The organism is Virgibacillus sp. CM-4, assembly GCF_000445495.1.
Lineage (GTDB): Bacteria > Bacillota > Bacilli > Bacillales > Amphibacillaceae > Virgibacillus > Virgibacillus salexigens.
Genome location: NZ_AUQA01000002.1, coordinates 375,649 through 393,381 on the forward strand (window position 1 = coordinate 375,649; position 17,733 = coordinate 393,381).

The window sequence follows — 17,733 nt, forward strand, 5'->3', positions numbered from 1 at the left end:
GGATGATTCCGTTTAATAAACCTTGCGTGATTGGTTCTGAGATACACGCAATTCAACAGGTTATAACCGCTGATAAACTATCTGGGAATGGAGAATTTGGGAAGAAGTGTATGAAGTGGCTGGAAGAACAGCTAACATGTGAGAAGGCATTACTTACCCCCTCTTGTACTGCCGCACTAGAGTTGACGGCATTACTAACAGATATACAACCAGGTGATGAAGTAGTCATGCCTTCTTATACATTTGTATCAACGGCGAATGCCTTTGTACTACGTGGCGCTTCCATTCGATTTGTTGATATTGAGCCATCAACAATGAATATTGATCCACAAGCTATCGAAAGAGCGATTACCGAACATACGAAAGCAATTGTGGTTGTTCATTATGCTGGTGTAGGCTGTGATATGGATACCGTTTTAACCATAGCAAACAACCATAATTTATGGGTGATTGAAGATGCTGCCCAGGGCTTAATGAGTACGTATAAAGGCGAATCACTAGGTACAATTGGCCACCTAGGCACGATTAGCTTTCATGATACAAAGAATTATACTTGTGGCGAAGGCGGGGCATTACTGATTAATGACGCTTCCCTTATTGAACGAGCAGAAATGATTCAGGAAAAGGGAACAAATCGCTCCCAATTTATTCGTGGAGAAATTGACAAATATACGTGGAGGGATGTAGGTTCTTCCTACTTATTAAGTGAATTAAATGCAGCTTATTTATCCGTACAGTTCCAGCACGCGAACGAAATTAATCAGAATCGACGACACAGTTGGGCTCAATACAACCATGGATTGATGAATTTACAACTAGATGGTGCAATTGAATTACCAACCATTCCTAATGTATGCGAACATAATGCACATATGTATTATATTAAATTGGAAAATGAAATGGAAAGAAACCAATTACGACAATTTTTAAAGCAAAACCATATTACCGCAGCTACACATTATGTGCCTTTGCACACTGCACATGCTGGCAAACAATTCGGTTTATTTGTTGGAGAGGATAGGTATACAACAACGGAAAGTGATCGCTTATTGCGGTTACCGCTTTATTATGGAATAGGAGAAGAGGCAATAAATGATGTGGTCAACAAAATACAGCAATACTTCCAATCCTAAACTATGGGTAGGCATTGCTTGTTTCGTCATCATCGCCTACCTCATGCCTTACTTTATATTAGGGGAAGATACTCATATTCGTGTCCATGACAATTTAGATTCGAATATTGTATGGTATCAATTACTTGCAGAAAGCGGACAAATTTTTAGTTTAACGGACACAGTACTTCCTAACGCGATTAACGGCTTACCAAGAAGTGCTCTACCATCTGGATTAGATGCAATGGTTTGGTTATACGCCATTTTTGAACCAATGACGGCATACACGATTGGACAAACCATTATGCGGTTTACAGCTTTCTTCGGTATGTACTTCTTACTAAAGCATTTTACCTCGTTTGGGAAAGAGATACCAATCATTACGGTTGGGGCCTCGTTAGGCTTTGCGCTTTTGCCATATTGGCCATCCGGTATGCTATCCATTGCTGGATTACCACTAGCATTATTTCTTTTCCTAACGATTCGGAAATATGGGAAAGCAACACCGTGGTATTATTGGCTAACGTTACTGGTTATTCCATTTTTATCTAACTTTGTTTTAACCTTCGTTTTCTTTTTAGCCATGATGGGAGTATTTTGGCTTCTCGATTGGCTTCGCAGGAAGCACGTGAATTGGCCATCTTTTATTGCAATTGCAGCCATGACAAGTGTTTATGTAATTAAAAACTACCTATTAATTACTTCGATGTTTTTTAGTTCTGGGTTTACTTCTCATCGTGATGCGTTAGATTTAGGTCATAATTCTTTCCAGCGAAGTATTGAATTATCATTGGAGAACTTCCTCCATGGTCATACCCATGATATGGCACAACATTATTGGATTATTTTTCCGGTTATTGGTATCGCCTTAATTGTTGCTGGTTATCGGAATGTAAAACCAAACTGGCTTGTCGGGTTATTTTTCTTTAATTTACTGCTTTCTATCTGGTATGCGTTCTGGTATTGGGAAGGTTGGCGTATTGTTAAAGATAACTTTATGATAGCCAATACCTTTAACTTTGCACGAATACATTTTTTTGATCCGGCAATCTGGTATATTTGTTTTGCTTTGGCATTGGCTATATTTTGGAAACATTTACGATTTGGCAGGGTAATTACCATTATTTTAATAATTGCGCAATGTGGGTTGGTTTTATTTCCGTTAAACGAAGAAACCAAATATAATTTAATTGGAACACCCACATTTAAGGAATTTTATTCAGAAGATTTATTTGACGACATCCAGTCCTATATTGGTCAAGACCCTAAAGATTATCGAGTGGTAAGCATCGGAATGCATCCGACTATCGCTCAATACAACGGGTTCTATACGCTGGATACATACAATAATAGTTTTCCATTATCGTATAAACATACGTTTCGAGAAGTTATCGCAGGTGAGCTCGATAAAAACCCATCATTAGAAAATTATTTCGATACGTGGGGTGGCAGATTGTATATGTATGTTGCTGAACATGGCGAGAACTATCTCTATACAAAGCATCGCAATGATCCAATTGAACAACTGGATATTAATACGGAAGCATTAAAGGATCTTGGCGGAGATTATATTCTGTCGGCTGTTCCTATTGGTAATGCAGAGGAATTAAATCTCACGTTAGAGCGTACATTCGAACAATCTGACGCTGCTTGGAAAATCTGGCTTTACCGTGTAGATTAATGGAATCGCGCGAGTCAATAAGACTTGCGCGATTGTTGTATAAAATCAGACACCTGAATCATCCTTAACAGCACAGCTACTCGTAGTGGGCCCAATGATTAACTTTGCTGGAATACGTTCATTTACAATTTGACTTTCCCCGCTATACATCGCTAATAACCGTTGGGTGGCAAGTTTTCCTAGTTCATTTTCATTCTGTTTCAAATGTGTGAAGTTCCATTCAATCGTATTCCATGGTGGACTATCAAAACAAATAATGGACATATCATTAGGTACCTCTATGCTTAATTCTGTTAAGGCGACTTTTGCTAATACTGCTATTTTATATTCTAAAGCAAACAATGCCGTTATATCCTGATGTTTTCGAATAAAATGTTTAATAACCTTAATATCTTCTTCCTTCGCTGCCAGTGGTGTTGGCAACGTACTTTTTAAATCATAACACCATATTTTTCGATTAACACGTAACTGTTTTTCTGAAAAAGCTTCGACAATTCCATGTAACCTGTCATCTATAGTAGTTGTCTTAAAATAATATGGCATTAGAACACCAATTTCTTGATGCCCTTTATTAATTAAATAGTCTATCCCTTTTTTAGCCGCTGCTTTATTATCCGTTGATACAGAATTAGCAGCTATCCCCTTAAATGATCTATCAATCAAAATGAATGGGAATTTATTTATAACCATTTTCAAGATTTCTGAACTATAATGTTCAGCTTTAGCTGGAAATACTATTAAACCTTCGACCCCATCGTCTAATAATTCTTTAACTAGCTTCTCCTCATTTTCCGGAATGCCAAATGAACATTTTAATATAAAATGACATTTATCCCTCGATCCTTCTACAATTGATGTAATAAGGCCACTACCAAAACTGTCATCAAAAGCAGTTACGATTAAACCAAATAACGGTTTGCCCTCACTTTCAGCATGTGAACTTCTAGTTTCCATCTGATTGGAATCTTTAACGAAAGAGCCTCTTCCTCTTTTTCGGTAGATAAAACCTTCTTCCGCTAACTTCTCTAACGCTTTTTTACTAGTGATTCTACTAACTTGAAATGTAGTTGCTAGCTCTTTTTCCGATGGTACTTGATCTCCAGTTTTATATCGTTCGGATACAATATCTTTTTTAAGAGATTCATAAACTTGTTCATATAATGGTTTCATTTGTTCACCTCAACTAATAATTGTCCACATATATAACCGTTTCCTCATCGAAATAAAATATCCTCCACTACAGTGGAGGTATGTTTAATTAAATGAAATGATTTGATTGATTATACTCAAGTTCCTCCCTAGGAAAGAAATGTTTATTTCATCCTATGTTTCTAAATCGACTTGTATTGATTATCCTTTTGTCGCCCCGCCTAAGCTGAAGCCTTGAGACATAAATCGCTGGGAAAACAGATAAAGAACAACTGCAGGCATGGTATATATAACAGAGAAGGCGGCTAACTTCCCATATTCCACCATTCCATAAGTTCCAAAGAATTGATAGATCGTTACAGAAGCAGGAAATTTATCTGGAGTTTGAATCAAAATGTACGGCACAAAGAAGTTTCCCCAACTCATTGAAAATGTAAAAATGGCGACAGTACAAATTCCTGGTATCATTAACGGGGCTACTACTTTCCTAACCCCTTTCCATATAGAAGCACCATCCACCCATGCGGATTCTTCTAAATTAATTGGAACGGAATCCATAAAATTTTTTAACATCCAAATGCTATAAGGCAGACCTGAGGCAGTTAAGAATAACATGGTTCCAAATAAGGAGTCTTGTAGATTCAAAAAAACAAATAATTGATAAACTGGCACCATTACTGCTGTTATTGGTAATGAAGTCATAAATAAGATCGTATACATAAATGGCTTCTTATACTTTTGTGTATACCGAGATAATGGATAAGCAGCTAATACGCCTACAACAACAACTAATATAGATTGGCCTAATGATAATCCTAAGCCAATCATAAAAGAACGAATATTTGCTGGGTCTGATAATATAGAAGTGTAATTGGTAAATGTTATTTTATCTGGTAATGTTAAAGCTTGTTGTGCATTTTCATCAATAGAAGCGAAAATAACCCATAATAGCGGAAGAAGGAAACAAACCCCTATAACAGATAAAATTATATAAGGAACGGCTACTTCCAGTTTTATCTTTTTCATGTTTATCCCTCCTTATATCTGAACTTTCATAGATCGGATATAAAATAAGCTTGCGATTATTCCAATTACAAGTAAGACTAGTGAGATAGCCGTACCATATCCTAATTGATAATTAACAAATGCTTGATTATACATAAAGATCGGTAATGTTTGAGTCGAGGTTCCTGGTCCTCCTCCAGTCATCGTGTAAATTAACGTAAATACACCAAGCGTTTGAAGGGTAACTAAGATCATGTTTGTTACAATCGTTCCTTTTACAATTGGGAGGACAATTTTAGTCAAAACTTTTATCTTTGACGCTCCATCGATACGTGCAGCCTCCTCTAATTCTGTTGGAACATCATCTAAGGATGCTTGAAACACCATCATGGAAAATGCGGTTCCATGCCAAATATTTGCAATACAAACACTTATCATGGGGAATGTATATAGCCAAGTAACTGCACTTAGACCAATTGCGTTTAATATCATATTCAATGTGCCGCTATCATTCAAAAATGCAACCCAACAAAATGCCACTACAATTTCAGGGGTTACCCACCCAGCGATAATGATAATACCGATAATTCTTCTAAATGATTGCTTTCTCCCCTTCATTAGAAGTGCCAACAGAAATCCTAATACTTGCTGACCTATAATTGCTGATAAGAATAGGAAGACAATAGTTTTTAAAACGCTTATTCTAAAATTCGCATCATCAAACATTGCAGCAAAGTTTTGAAAGCCTACAAAATCTATGTTCTGTGCCTGTGTTCCAGTTAAAGCAAGATTCGTAAATGAAAAAAACACGGTTAACAAAATCGGACCTACAAAGAAAAGTAATAATAATAACCAAGAAGGAAGTAAGAATACGATGGAACGCAGGGCCTGTGGTTTTTTAAGTCTCCCTTCTTTCGTAACATAGTTAGATGCATTCATATTCAAGCCTAACCCTTCTCTCCAAATCTTATTTTGCTTATATTAAAAGCTTCCTCCCGCGCTATAGAAGGAAGCTTTAAAATCTATCTCTCTGTGACATTGTCCTTCCCAACAATTTTTGTAACTTCTTTTTTATACATCTCTGCCGCTTCCTCAGGCGTAATTCTATCAGTCACTACATCTTCTACCAATGATTGAATTACTGTTGATACATTAGGATATTTATCAACAGCAGGGCGAAAATTGGTATGTTGAAGAAATTCTGTAGCTTCTTCAAACATTTCTATCTCCAAATAAGATTTTTCTTTAGCGACATCCTCTCTTGGAGTTAGGTTTCTATCGATTAATTGAAGCTTCAAATTATTTTCTTTTGTTGATGCCATTTTAATAAATTCCCAAGCCATATCTTTATTATCTGAATTTGCTGGTATAGATAATGCCCATCCGCCAGACATTGACGTCGTACCTGGAGATTGGCCATTCTCTGTTGGCATAGCAGCAAAACCTAATGTTTCAAATGCTTCAGGCCATGGAGCAGGTCCACTTTCATGCCATGTACCTGCCTGCCATATTCCATCAAGACCTATTGCTAGATTCCCATTTGGCATTAATTCTTGATAGGCAATACTACTACCTTGCCCATTTAACACTTGAGAAAGATCTGGACCTAGATCTTGTTCGTAAACCTTATCAATAAATTTGAATGTATTTAATAATCCATTACTCTTTACAATCCATTTTTTATTTTCACTATCATATAATGGATCGCCTGTTCCATAGAGCAGCATTTCAAATGTTTGCATGGATGTTGCTTCACCGGTAGCCTTTCCAGAATTCATCCAAATTGGAACTACTTCACCTGACCCTTTTTCTTTTATTGCTGTTGCAGCATCTAAAATATCTGACCAGGATTTTGGTTCCCACGGGATAGAAATACCAGCCTGCTTTAATAATTCCTTGTTATACCATAATCCCCTAGAATCCGTATTATAAGGGACACCATAAATCTTTCCATCTTCAGCAATCACGCCGTCTTTTACATTTTCGGTAAAATTATCCCATTCTCCCCACTTCTCAATACGACTATCCAATGGCTCAAGATAACCGGCACTTGCATCAGAATTAACCATAAATGTATCTTCCGTCACAATATCTGGAGCAGCGTCTTTTGATTGTAACAGTAAAGATACTTTAGCAAAATAATCCCCTTCACTAACTTCTAACGGGGCTAAATTCACCGTCACATCTGGATATTTTTCATTAAATTGAGGTATTATTTCGTTATTTAACCAATGTATTAACCCACTATTCGTACCGCCACCTGAGCGAAATGTAATACGAAGTTCATTATCTGAATCCGTATTATCTTCATTGGAACATGCAGCAATTAAAAGTAAGCAAACAAGCAGACAGCCATATCCAAGTATCCTATACCACTTTCTCATAAAATCCCCCTTAAAGCCTATTTGGTAAACGTTTTCATTTAAGTGGAATAATTGATATATCAACTCCTTTAAATGATATATGAATAACATATTATATATATATTATTAGTACTGGCGAAAATGAATCAATTTAAAATTATCCAAAAAAAAAAGACCACATTTAGGTCCGCAAAAGGATAATTATTTATTGAACGTTAAAACGAACTGGTTAGGGCTAACTGTCCATATTTTCATAATCCCATAATAGCTTCCATTCTCCTTCTACTTCAGTCATATACACATCTTGTATCAATGTAGAGTTTCCATATTTCCCGTTAAAATGTTGCGAAACGGTAATGCGATAAACGGTGGGAATTGGTTCTTTATCAACAGCAGGTAACCAATTTTTTATTTCTTCTACGTCTTCGAAACTATATGTAAAATGCAGAACGCCAAAGTAGTTCATAATCACATCTGAACGATCTTGAATGTACGTTCCTTTTGGGAATTTTTCTTTCATTAATGGATGCAACATTTCCCATGACTCGGCAAAGGCACCGCTTTGTTCATAAGCATAAAATTCCTCTGCTGCTCCCTCTGCTTGATTTTCTGGTGATACTAGAACGATAAAATAAATAATGCCAGTAGCAAGGGTAGCCAGAATAATTAATGGAATAAGTAATTTTTTCAACCGTCCCATCTCCTTTTTATCTCTGCTATCATCTTATTCTAGCTAGTCTCAAATTATTATAGAATCTCTGGCAAATAAAAAGCTGTTACATCTACTGTAACAGCTTTTTCTATTCGTTAATCTGCAGTATAGATACTATCGATAAGCGTCCGTTCAAATGGAAAACCGGAACGAGTCTCTCCTTTCACATCAATGGTTATATTATAAGATTGGTTCTTTTTTAGGTTAGACAATTCACTGCTAAAGTCGAGCGTCCCGCTTTTTTTCCATGTATTTGCGGTTGAACGATTCCCAGATTCAAGCACTGTATAGGTTGCTTGCAAACTATCTTGTTTTACTTGCGCTGAATCTGCTTGTATTTGGTAGTTAAATGTAGATGGCTTACTTTTCTCACTGATCTTTTTTATTAATGGAAGATCTTTTTGTTTATCAAACTTGGTGACTAGTAAATAAGCACTGTCTTGATTACTGCTTAATTTCACTTTCCAATTCCCCTCAGGAGGATTTTTCACTGCAATTCGATACGACTTTGCCCCATAAAATATTCCACCTGTATCATGTGTCGTTACTTTTTTTGCTGAGTAGGATCTTCCGGTCGGATCAATTAATGTTAAATCTTTGAGATTATGTCCAGCATACACAAGTAAATCAATACTTTCTACACCATCTTCAACGACTAGTTCCTGTTGTTCGGGATTCCCTTTCGTGATGGCATTTCCTCGTATCAATTGATTCGATACTGGAGCCGATGTCGGCTTTACAGCTTTCGTTAGTTCGGGCCTTACTGCTACCTGTCCATCCATAATATAATCGTCCATAAACGGAAAAATAATTTCGGTTTTAATCGATAGATGATCCCATTCTCCAATCGCTATTTCTTGTCCCTCTGGCAAACTACTGCTTACCGCAGTAACAACCCCATCATTTTCACCATAACTGGACAGATAAACACCACCATACCATGTAACCGATAGAACACTACCCCAATCCATACCACCGAATGTGTAATAATCATTATAATACGCATAAGGCTGTTCATCTATTTCAGATCGAAAATGCGTCATACGACCGGTCTCTACCGCCGTCGTTCCTTCACCTTGAAAGCCTAGTAGATCTGCAAGCCATCCTGCCCAATTACTGTTTGCTAAGTCCGCCAATTGCGAACCATGATGAGGACTTGATAACGTAATAATATTGTCGACATAACGCCAAGCACCATAATAAGCGGCAGCAGTTTGAGCATCGACTCCCCCTTTACTATAAGCCACCAATGTAATTGGCCGTCCATTAAAATGCGCCGAAATCTCCTCAATTTTTTCAGCTAATAACATACCGTTGTCCCACATATCAGCTGATGCACCACCAGCATCATATAGTTGTACGAATGCTGTCTGATAACCAGCTTCATAGGCAGCATGATACAGCCCATCTTCCTCTTCCCAAAAGATTTGTGCGACATTGTTTAAACCAGGTACGAATAATAATATCGGTGCATTTTCAACCGGATTGACTGGTGCCTGGCCAACATACCAATCGCCAGGTGTTTCTTCATTTCCATTACCACCCTTTCCCATCAATACGTTTTCTTCCCCCTTGCCGACTAACCTTGGATTAGCTAACCCTTTCGACTGGGCAATTACATAACACGGAATGGATAATACGATTAAGCTGAAAAGCAGCATAACGACAATGCGAATCGTCATCTTTTCTCCTCCATTCTACTTTGTAATGTATATCGAAACACCATTTTTTAAATGATGGGATTAGAACTGTTAAATGAATATGTTATAACAAGCCCTGTTCAGAACTTCTCTATTCTAAAAAAACAGCTGAATCTATGAGTAGAGATTCAGCTGTTTTTTCTAAAGATGGATCATCGTCTGCACATAGATTTGTACCATGATATAAAAGACAATCGCATATTTAATATTAAAGCGAATACCATTTTTAAACCCATTTAATCCATTTGATGCACTTAACATAATGACTGGCATAATGAGTGGTGAAATTAAAATGGAAATCACACTACCAGAAGTAACAGCTAACACGATTAATTCCGGTGGGTATGGCAATGCTATATTTTCTAATATTCCAGCAACCAATACCATGACGGTTAATGGCCCCATTCCTAGAAACCCTAGTAAAATGACGATAAACGGAAGTAAATATAAAAAATTAATAAACGGTAATAACTCTTGTAGTGCATAGACCCCATCTACCACTTTCGTGGCAAAATTGGTTTGGTTAAGGGCAAATATTAACACCCCAGCAGCCAGCATAATACTGAGCTGGTACGATTGATTTGCCAAGCTTGTTTGAAAATAAATTTTTGCTTCCTTTGCAAATTTTCTTGGTTTGTTTTTAACTGCATAATATAAGCAGGTCCATACCAAGATGGTTAATGGAATGACGATCATCAAATCAGCAGAAAACAAACCATGGATGATAAAGATCGACCCGAATAAACTAAGAAATAAAACGACAAATTCAATAACCTTTCTCTTTCGTTCTTCTAATGGATCGGCATGACGTAACACTTCATCAATTTCTTGCTGCAACTCATACGTCAAATTTACACCATAATGCTTTTCTTGGAAATAAGAAAATAGAACCGCGATCATGATCCCACATATGGCAATAAGAAAGCCTTGCAGAATACAAATCCAGAGGGAAGCATTCATTGTTTCTACTGCAAATATAAAGCTAGGAATGCTAATTACCCACATCGTAGATAAAGCGAAAGCACGTAAGAGTGCGGTCCCCTTAAAGTTTTCCCATGCTTCGTTTCTTTTCTTCTTCAAAATCTGATTAATAAATTGATACATCATGGGGATTGCACCGAATAAAAGAAAATAGGAAAATATTTGGGTTAACGACATCATCCCCAAATAGAACTTCCGACTGGTATTTAAAAATCGATGCGCCATTCCCATAATGTCTTCAATATATGGCTCCTCTCTTAATACCCAGCTAATCATTGGTACAATCACAAGTAAACCGACAATACTTCGCATCTGCAAGAATCCGCCATACAGTCCTTTCCATACAGAACCTTCAGCAAAAAAAAGAATGATAAGTCCAGCTGCAAATAAGAAAAGCGGCAATTTAAATTGGCGTAATGTTTTCGAAAGCCCTGCAAATAGAAGGATCAAAAATCCTAAGACAGCTAAGATAGAAAGCAACGGTTCTACTTCAAGGAAAGTCGTTACAAAGTGGAGAAGTGTATAGGAAATAATGGAAATCCTTAACCCCCATTTGATGACTGACTGCATACACCCCATCTCCTAATCTAATTAATATTATTTACCTTCATTAGGATAGCGTTTATCTAACGATTACACAAGCTATTTCGACTTTCGAATTATTATATAATTGATTCACCTTTCCTTTGCAAACAGCTAAGATTCAATATAAGATGTCCTGTCCTATCCCACATCCCATTCCTTCCACGCTAATGTGCCACAAGTAGTTTTTTCCTATCATCGTTAATCCTAGTCGATAACTCTACCATTTACCACTTCTGACTAAGATATTTTTCAAGTTGTTTATGTAATAGAAAACTAAATGATAGGAGACCATGATAAGGAACACCCATGTTACTACATTGCTTATTATATGGTTTGAAATTTGATTAACCACCCAGATACCCAGGTAATATAGCAAAAAAGTTGCAGCTATAATGATGCCCATAAAAGAACCGAACACTTGTAACATATTACCGAAAGTAAGTTTTTTAATTATATCCCTATTTTTAATTAAGCTTTGAATTAGTACAATCAATGTTAATATAACCATTACAATATCGTTCATCATGTCACCCCATAAAATAATGTCCTGCAGACCGCTCAGATTTTCTGACGTATTTGGTAAGCATCAGACCATCCCCTTATTCAACGATTTCCATGTTGGTAATTATTTCAAAATCTTAAGCATAAAACAATTCCGTCTTTATCATCTATTATGCTGACAGGCATCATTCATAAAAAAATAACTTCTAATGCCACCATCTCTGCATATACATGAAAGGGTGTGTAACCATCGTTGATTAACAGGGAGGTTTTGGATTTGCCGAGCGGTATTTGTGAACGTCAAGTTAATATTCCTATTGAAAACATATGGCGCTTTGTTAGTGATATGAATAACTGGGCTCCTCTTGTTCCCGGCTATCAGGAACATCGCATTATTAATATGAAACAATCGATTTGGATCTGTAAAGGTGATCTAGGTATCATCCAAAAAACCGTTCGTTTATCCATTTGGATTACCGAGTGGAAACGTCCAACCAAAGTTGCCTTCACTCTTTCTAGCGGAAATGAACAAGTAATGGGTAACGGCTATTTTCAAGCAGTAAAGATTTCAAAAGATAATACAAAAATGATTGGTTCCCTAACAATTACTGCAAAAGGCATAAAAGGAACGATGATCAACTCTGTACTACGCCCATTTATTCCGAAAGCAACTGCTGATCTTACCGATGCAGTCATTAGACAAATACAGAAGAAAGAAACCGTTGTTATGCATTGATTGACAGGTTTTTCCTCTCTTAAGTTCGACAGTTTAGATCCTTCATGTTAGAATATAGCCGTCACAAGGCTATCAAGAAAGGATCTATCGTTATGACAGGATTAACTAAAAATATGAATAAAACCGTTTTGTCTTATACTCAAATTATTTTTGGAGCCACACTTGTTGCATTATCCTATAATTTATTTTTACTCCCATCAAAATTAGCGGCTGGCGGAATCTCAGGAATTAGTACAATTCTTTATGAGGTATATTCTTTAAGCCCGGCTTATAGTCAATTTCTAATTAATATACCTATCTTTATTATAGGACTACTCACCTTGGGAAAAGATTTTGGTTGGAAGACCTTAGTAGGTACGTTTTGGGTGCCGTTTATTATCTGGTTAACTGGCGACATCCCTTTTACCGTAACAAACCCTTTACTTGGTGCCATTTATGGTGGAATTATTCTAGGTACAGGGCTAGGAATTGTGTATAAAGGCAATGGTTCGACAGGTGGGACAGCAGCGATTGCCCAGATTGTAAAAAAATTCACTGGTCTATCGAGCGGCTACTCCCAATTAATCGTTGATGGATTGGTCGTTATTTCTTCTATCATTGTCTTTAATCTTGAATTAACATTATTTGCCTTAATGTGTATCTATATTACTAGCAAGACCATTGATATTGTGCAATTACAGACTTCAGCATCCAAGTTAGTTATGATTATTACAGAAAATGAAGAGCACATTCAGAACATCATCCGTACCGAAATCGATCGTGGATTAACAAAAGTACGCTCCGTTGGTGGATACTCTCATACGGATAAAACGATGATCCTATGTGTAGTCGAACAACAAGAAGCAGTCTACCTTAAAAAGATACTCCAAAAAGAGGAACCAAATGCTTTTGTTATCTTCTTAAATGCTTCAGAAATATTAGGTCGGGGATTTTCTATTGATAAATATTACGGACAAAAACTATAGTTAGTTGAAAGCTTCTAATGACAGAAAACGGACTAAAAAAGATTCATCCACGAAGAGATGAATCTTTTTTATGTTTAAAGGGTTATGAATTAACTAATATTGGGTGATGCAATCGATCGGCGAGTTGTTGAATTTGCGGCATTGTACCAATATCCATATTACCGCCACTAACAATGACGCCACAATGTCGGGACTTAATTTGCTTATTGTGAGCAAATAATGCTGCTAAAGCAGCTGCACCTGCACCTTCCATTAACGTTTTATTCCGCTCTAACATATAAACAATAGAGGATGCAATTTCCTCATCAGAAACGGTAACCATCTCATCTACATATTCTTTAATAAGTGGTAATGTGCGTTTTCCCGGCTTCTTCACAGCAATCCCCTCTGCGATGGTGTCGACTGATTTTAAGTTTTGACTTCGACCGGTATGGTAACTGGAATGCATAGCTGCTGCTCCAGATGCTTGCACCCCAATTATTCTCAAATTGCGGTTGACATATTTGGCAGCAACTGCAATCCCACTTATTAATCCACCACCACCAACTGGAACTAGAATCGTATCGATTCGATCTTCCTGTCGAAGCATTTCCATGGCAATCGTTCCTTGACCAGCCATTACATCATAGTCATCAAATGGGTGAATATATTCTGCTCCTGTTTTCATTTGATGTTCTACCGAGGCTTCATATGCCTCTTGAAATGTTTCTCCAGTAAGCACAACTTGCGCTCCATAGTTCCTGGTTGCATTCACCTTAGCTAAAGGAGTTTTTTCTCCCATAAATATGGTTGCCTTCGCACCTAATTTCGCTGCGGCATAGGCGACACCTTGAGCATGATTGCCGGCTGAAGCAGTAATTACGCCTTTTTTCAATTGCGCTTTGGTTAATTGCATTAATTTAAACGTGGCCCCTCGAAATTTAAAAGCACCCGTTTTTTGCTGGTTTTCCATTTTAAAATAGACATGTTTTCCCAAAAGATTATTCGTTGTCTGCGATGTTAATAATGGTGTTCGATGCACGAGTGGGACCAGCCTCTGCATCGCGGTGTGAACCTTTTCACCTGTTAAGCAATTCCCAATTCCGTCACTCTCCTTGTTCAGCTATTCCTATTATTTCTTCATACTTGTTTCATAGTCTGAGATTCTATCTTCATAATGAAGTGTTAGCGAGATATCATCCCATCCATTCACTAGTTTCTCTTTATGATATGCAGGGATCTCAAAGGGATATTCCTGATCGTCTTCAATAATTAGTTGTTTTTCGAGATCAACTTCTAGTGCTAGATTCCCAGTTTCTGCATCTTCCATCCATTGCCTTACTTGATCTTGGTCTAGTCGAATCAAGATGATTCCATTTTTTAAAGCATTATTATAGAAGATATCTGCGAAACTTGGAGCAATAATAACACGAAAGCCATAATCTAACAAAGCCCAAGGTGCATGTTCTCGTGAAGATCCGCATCCAAAATTTTCTCCGGCAATCAAAATAGATGCATTCTGATACCGTTCTTTGTTTAAATCAAAATCACTTCGTGTATTGCCCTCATCATCAAATCGCCAATGATAAAATAAAAATTGGCCAAACCCTGTTCGTTCGATTCGTTTTAAAAACTGCTTCGGAATAATCTGATCTGTGTCGACATTGGTTCGATTCAATGGGTATACGAAGCCCTTATGCTCTTTTATTGCTTCCATTTCACTCCTCCTTTACAACGGAACACCTGCGTAGTCACGAACATCAACAAACCGTCCCTCAATAGCTGCAGCTGCAGCCATTTCTGGGCTTACTAAATGGGTTCTAGCACCATTTCCTTGCCGTCCTTCAAAATTACGATTTGATGTAGAAGCACATCTTCCTTCAGGTGGTACAATATCATCATTCATTGCTAGACACATGCTGCATCCAGCTTCACGCCACTCAAAACCTGCCTCTTGGAAAATTTTATCAATTCCTTCTTTTTCCGCCTGCAATTTGATACTAAAAGAACCGGGTACAACAATCGCTCTTACATTCTGATGTACCTTTTTTCCACGGACAATTTCAGCTGCACGCTGCAAATCACTAAATCGAGAATTTGTACAAGAACCAATAAATACATGATCGATCTCAATTGACGAAATAGGTTGATTTTCTTTAAGTCCCATATACATCAAGGCGCGTTCAACATCGGCTTTATATTCCACTTCTTTTAGATTAGGCGTCGAGCCGCTAACAGGAACACACATAGAAGGATTTGTGCCCCAAGTTACTTGCGGTTCAACTTCATCCCCACGAATAATTACTTGTTCATCATATACCGCTCCATCATCTGTAGCTAATCCTAACCATTCCTGTGAAACTTTCGTAAAAGCCTCGCCATCTGGTACATGCGTTTTTCCTTTTAAAAATTCAACAGTTGTTTCATCCGGGCTTATTAAACCAGCTCGAGCACCAGCCTCAATGGACATATTGCAAATTGTCATACGACCTTCCATTGATAGATTACGAATAGCCTCTCCAGTATATTCCATCACATATCCTGTTCCAAATCGAACACCAAATTTTGCAATGATAGCCAGAATTAAATCTTTAGCCGTTACACCTGGTCCTAAATCTCCCTCTACATGCACATTTAATGTTTTTGGCCGTTCTTGCCAAATGCTTTGTGTCGCTAAAACATGCTCCACTTCACTTGTACCAATTCCAAAAGCCAATGCACCAAACGCACCATGTGTAGAAGTATGACTGTCTCCACAAACAATCGTTTTACCAGGTTGCGTTAAGCCCAACTCCGGTCCGATAACATGAACAATTCCTTGATCGGGATGAAACATATCCGCTAATGGAATATTATTTTCTTCACAATTTTTCTTTAATGTTTCCATCTGCTTTCGTGAGATTTCATCCTTGATAACATCTCTGTTTTTCGTAGGGACATTGTGATCCATCGTTGCAAAAGTCAGTTCTGGTCGCCGAACCTTACGACCGTTGATTCGCAGACCTTCAAAGGCCTGCGGGGACGTTACTTCGTGAACCAAATGCAAATCAATATAAAGTAAGTCTGGCTTTCCTTCTTCCTGATGGACAACATGTTTATCCCAAATTTTTTCTATTATTGTTTTTGGTTTTCCCATTATCTTCACCTCCAGCCATCAGGCATATGAGTTACAAATACAGTTGGAAACACTGTTGCTTGAAAGATTTCCAATTACGGTATCTGTCATTTCTTTCGTCCCTACTTTTATTCCATCCTTTATACTCAAATCAGGTGTATGATAACCTTGATCCAATGTCTCTTGAACTGCTTTTTCAATTTCATCTGCTTCTTCTTGCATATCAAATGATTGCCGAAGCATTAGAGCGGTAGACAAAATCATCCCTAACGGATTTGCAATCCCCAGGCCAGCAATATCTGGTGCAGAACCATGAACCGGCTCATATAGACCAACACCATCTGTACGTATGCTTGCTGAAGGCAGCATCCCTAGAGAACCAGTTAAAACAGAAGCCTCGTCACTCAGAATATCTCCAAATAAGTTTTCGGTTACAATTACGTCAAATTGATTTGGCTGGGTAATTAATTTCATAGCTGCTGCATCTACAAGTAAGTGATTTACTTCAACATCTGGATAGGATTTGCTTTTTTCTTCGACAATCTCTCTCCACAATCTACTTGATTCTAGTACGTTCGCCTTGTCAACAGAAGTAAGTTTTTTTCTTCTTTTTTGTGCTGTCTGGAAGGATTTATCAATAATTCGTTCCATTTCCTGTCGAGAATAATACAACGTATCTACCGCGGCATTTCCATCTTCTACCCGACTTTTCGGTTCACCAAAATAGAGGCCACCGGTTAATTCCCTGATAATTAAAATATCGCTACCTTCTATTATTTCTTGTTTTAAAGGAGAGGCATGAAGTAAAGGAGCAAATCCTTTAATTGGTCGTAAATTGGCAAATAAATCTAAAGCTTTGCGAATACCTAATAGTCCTTTCTCAGGACGTTGATCACCGGGAAGCGAATCCCATTTTTCTCCACCAACCGCCCCTAACAATACAGCATCGGACCCTTTACACGCTTTAATTGTTGTCTCCGGTAACGGCGTCTGATATTGATCAATCGCCGTACCCCCAATTGCATGTTCATGAAATATAAACTGATGACCGAAATTAGCTGCGACCGTATTTAACACTGATTTTGCAGATTCCATAATTTCTTGGCCAATTCCATCACCCGGAAGTAAAACAATCTCCCTCTTCATACA

15 protein-coding genes are annotated in these 17,733 nt (G+C 37.6%); 4 read left to right on the plus strand and 11 right to left on the minus strand.

Annotated features, from left to right (window positions below):
* Positions 1-2: 2 nt before the first annotated feature.
* Positions 3-1,133 (plus strand): dTDP-4-amino-4,6-dideoxygalactose transaminase, encoded by a 1,131-nt coding sequence (gene rffA / locus M948_RS25675; RefSeq protein WP_021289238.1) that lies wholly within the window; start codon positions 3-5, stop codon positions 1,131-1,133.
* Complete coding sequence (locus M948_RS25680) at positions 1,093-2,793, plus strand: DUF6044 family protein (RefSeq protein ID WP_369759771.1); 1,701 nt, start codon at positions 1,093-1,095, stop codon at positions 2,791-2,793. Before rffA ends, M948_RS25680 begins: the two co-directional genes overlap by 41 nt.
* Positions 2,794-2,838: 45 nt before the next feature.
* Here M948_RS25680 and M948_RS25685 read toward each other — a convergent pair whose 3' ends face one another.
* The 7 genes from M948_RS25685 to M948_RS25715 all read right to left on the minus strand — a co-directional run bounded on the left by M948_RS25685 (position 2,839) and on the right by M948_RS25715 (position 11,273).
* A complete protein-coding gene (locus M948_RS25685; RefSeq protein ID WP_021289240.1) occupies positions 2,839-3,963 on the minus strand; it encodes a GntR family transcriptional regulator in 1,125 nt (374 codons plus the stop codon).
* Between the two features lie 180 nt (positions 3,964-4,143).
* A complete protein-coding gene (locus M948_RS25690; RefSeq protein ID WP_021289241.1) occupies positions 4,144-4,968 on the minus strand; it encodes a carbohydrate ABC transporter permease in 825 nt (274 codons plus the stop codon).
* Positions 4,969-4,980: 12 nt separating this feature from the next.
* Positions 4,981-5,886, minus strand: coding sequence for a carbohydrate ABC transporter permease (locus tag M948_RS25695; RefSeq protein ID WP_051170039.1), 906 nt, complete (start codon positions 5,884-5,886; stop codon positions 4,981-4,983).
* Positions 5,887-5,969: 83 nt separating this feature from the next.
* The gene (locus M948_RS25700) at positions 5,970-7,331 is read right to left on the minus strand and encodes an extracellular solute-binding protein (RefSeq protein WP_021289243.1); all 1,362 of its coding nucleotides are present in this window, start codon (positions 7,329-7,331) and stop codon (positions 5,970-5,972) included.
* A gap of 214 nt (positions 7,332-7,545) precedes the next feature.
* Complete coding sequence (locus tag M948_RS25705; RefSeq protein WP_031335016.1) at positions 7,546-8,010, minus strand: hypothetical protein; 465 nt, start codon at positions 8,008-8,010, stop codon at positions 7,546-7,548.
* 107 nt (positions 8,011-8,117) lie between these two features.
* Positions 8,118-9,704: a lipase family alpha/beta hydrolase gene (locus M948_RS25710; RefSeq protein ID WP_021289245.1), complete on the minus strand. Its 1,587-nt coding sequence runs from the start codon at positions 9,702-9,704 to the stop codon at positions 8,118-8,120.
* Positions 9,705-9,863: 159 nt separating this feature from the next.
* Complete coding sequence (locus tag M948_RS25715) at positions 9,864-11,273, minus strand: hypothetical protein (RefSeq protein ID WP_021289246.1); 1,410 nt, start codon at positions 11,271-11,273, stop codon at positions 9,864-9,866.
* Between the two features lie 793 nt (positions 11,274-12,066).
* Between M948_RS25715 and M948_RS25725 the strand changes: the two genes are divergently transcribed.
* A complete protein-coding gene (locus M948_RS25725) occupies positions 12,067-12,525 on the plus strand; it encodes a CoxG family protein (protein ID WP_021289248.1) in 459 nt (152 codons plus the stop codon).
* Positions 12,526-12,617: 92 nt separating this feature from the next.
* Positions 12,618-13,490 carry a YitT family protein gene (locus tag M948_RS25730; RefSeq protein ID WP_021289249.1) on the plus strand — a complete coding sequence of 291 codons (873 nt, stop codon included), beginning with the start codon at positions 12,618-12,620 and terminating at the stop codon, positions 13,488-13,490.
* A gap of 82 nt (positions 13,491-13,572) precedes the next feature.
* Here M948_RS25730 and ilvA read toward each other — a convergent pair whose 3' ends face one another.
* The 4 genes from ilvA to leuB form a co-directional block, all read right to left on the minus strand.
* Entirely contained in the window at positions 13,573-14,532 is a 960-nt protein-coding gene (ilvA, locus tag M948_RS25735) for a threonine ammonia-lyase (RefSeq protein WP_038242839.1), read from the minus strand.
* Positions 14,533-14,601: 69 nt separating this feature from the next.
* Entirely contained in the window at positions 14,602-15,186 is a 585-nt protein-coding gene (gene leuD, locus M948_RS25740; RefSeq protein ID WP_021289251.1) for a 3-isopropylmalate dehydratase small subunit, read from the minus strand.
* Between the two features lie 12 nt (positions 15,187-15,198).
* Positions 15,199-16,605: a 3-isopropylmalate dehydratase large subunit gene (gene leuC, locus M948_RS25745; protein ID WP_021289252.1), complete on the minus strand. Its 1,407-nt coding sequence runs from the start codon at positions 16,603-16,605 to the stop codon at positions 15,199-15,201.
* A gap of 18 nt (positions 16,606-16,623) precedes the next feature.
* Complete coding sequence (gene leuB, locus M948_RS25750; RefSeq protein WP_021289253.1) at positions 16,624-17,730, minus strand: 3-isopropylmalate dehydrogenase; 1,107 nt, start codon at positions 17,728-17,730, stop codon at positions 16,624-16,626.
* Positions 17,731-17,733: the final 3 nt, after the last annotated feature.